The following is a 1,993-nucleotide window of genomic DNA, read 5'->3' as shown; positions in this document are numbered from 1 at the left end:
GGCCCAGAGTGTGTAAAAACGCGCTGATGCACTGTCGGCGCGCAGCGCTGACGGTTGTTAGCTGAGTAATTGCTCACAACAAGTCCTGCGGATCATCACGAGGGGCTGGGAGCCCCTAGCGCCGCTTCTACCTTGCTGGGTGGCCAAAATACAGATCTTTTCAGGCCGACAGCGCCTTCATTAAACCGCTGGTACCGATAATTTTCATGACTCGTTTCAAGTTGTAGGCGAGGACGTTCAAGCTCATCTCCGCACTTACTCCGTTCAGCTTTCGTGTCAGGAAATGTGTGGCTCCCATCCATTGTTTGAGTGTCCCGAAGGGATGCTCGACCGTACGCTTGCGGACTCGCATCATGTCCGGCGCGTTGCTCAGCCTGTTCTGCATTTCCTCCAATACGGCTTCATGCTCCCATCGCCGAACTCGCCGTTGCTTGCTCGGTGTGCACTCCGATTTCAGCACGCATCCCTGGCAATTAGAACTCCAATAACGGTGCAACTTCAGGCCTTTTTCAACGCTGGAAAAGCGCCAGATCAACGCCTCTCCAGCGGGACAAATGTATTCGTTTTTTACCGCGTCATAGATGAAGGCATCGTTATTGAAACGCCCGTCAGCCTTGGCTCCAGAGGTCATCGGCTTGGGCACATAGGCGGTGATGCCTGCATCGTGACAAGCTAGGATTTGTTCGCTTTTGAAGTAACCTCGGTCAGCCACTACCGACAACGTATCTGACGCCATCGCCTCGCGGGCCTGCTTGGCCATCGAGCTGAGTAGATCGCGGTCGGAACCGACGTTGGTCACCTCATGCGCAACGATCAAATGGTGCTGGGTATCGACTGCTGTCTGCACGTTGTAACCGACGATTCCGGTGCCGCGCGTCATCATGGAACGGGCGTCTGGATCCGTCAGTGAGACCTGTTTATCCGTTGATTCGTTGAGCTGAGTTTCAATGACCTGCAACTCTTTCATCTGAGCTTTGAGCTTGTCGATTTTCTCTTGCAGACGAGCAGCCTTGGGCTGAGCGACCGAGGGTTCTTGCCGATCGGTTTCGTCGAGCGTAGTCAGGTACCTATTGATACTTGATTCAATTTCTTCCATCCGCCGTTTCAGCTTGGCGCTGGTGAAATTGCGGTCGCGGTTATTGACGGCCTTGAATTTGCTGCCGTCGATGGCGACCAGATTTTCTTCGAACAGTCCTAGCTGCTGGCACAGCACCACGAACTGGCGGCAGACACCTCGGATGGCCTTGCTGTTGTCTTTTCGGAAGTTGGCGATGGTCTTGAAATCGGGCATCAAACGCCCGGTCAACCACATCAGCTCGACGTTGCGTTGGGCTTCTCGTTCAAGACGCCGGCTCGATGGAATGCGGTTCAGATAGCCGTAGATGTAGATCTTCAGCAGGACCGAGGGATGGTAAGCCGGCCGGCCTGTATCAGCAGGTAAGGCGCCCTCGAAACCTAGTTTGACCAGGTCCAGTTCGTCGACAAAAATGTCGACTACGCGCACCGGATTGGCATCTGTGACGTAATCGTCGAGGCTCGCGGGAAGGAAGGTTTCTTGGCCTCGATGTTCACCTTGGATAAAGCGCTTCATGGGCGATCCCTGCGATGAAATCCTCAGAAATCATAGCAGGGCTAATAGCGGTGTTCCGTTGAGATATTGATGCGTTTTTCAACCGCCTGTAGTTGCCTTTCCGGGTCCCAACCACTCGGCGACGCTTGAGCTTTGCTACACCAAAGCATTCCTTTAGAGATCCATAATCTCCGCAAGTCAGCATGAGTAGATGTTGCGTCATCATAGCCGAACTGCGTACCGCAGGACGGGCACATGCCAAACGAAGAGCAGCCAATCTCATCGTATGGAGGCTCTTCAAGCCCGGGGTATCCACAAACCGGACAAAGATACGAAACGTTGCTTGCAATCATCCAACCCCCAGATTTCTAGCCTCTAGCCCACGTTGTCGGCGTACCTGCTGATTTCCGGAATCTTATACTG

General features: G+C 53.7%; 1 protein-coding gene. It reads right to left on the bottom strand.

What is annotated here, in order from left to right:
* Positions 1 to 160 precede the first annotated feature (160 nt).
* Complete coding sequence (locus tag M5G11_RS19395) at positions 161 to 1,591, bottom strand: IS1182 family transposase (protein ID WP_177072252.1); 1,431 nt, start codon at positions 1,589 to 1,591, stop codon at positions 161 to 163.
* Positions 1,592 to 1,993: the final 402 nt, after the last annotated feature.

This window comes from Pseudomonas fontis (assembly GCF_028656955.1).
GTDB classification, from domain to species: domain Bacteria; phylum Pseudomonadota; class Gammaproteobacteria; order Pseudomonadales; family Pseudomonadaceae; genus Aquipseudomonas; species Aquipseudomonas fontis.
This window is presented reverse-complemented; position numbering and strand designations above follow the sequence as displayed.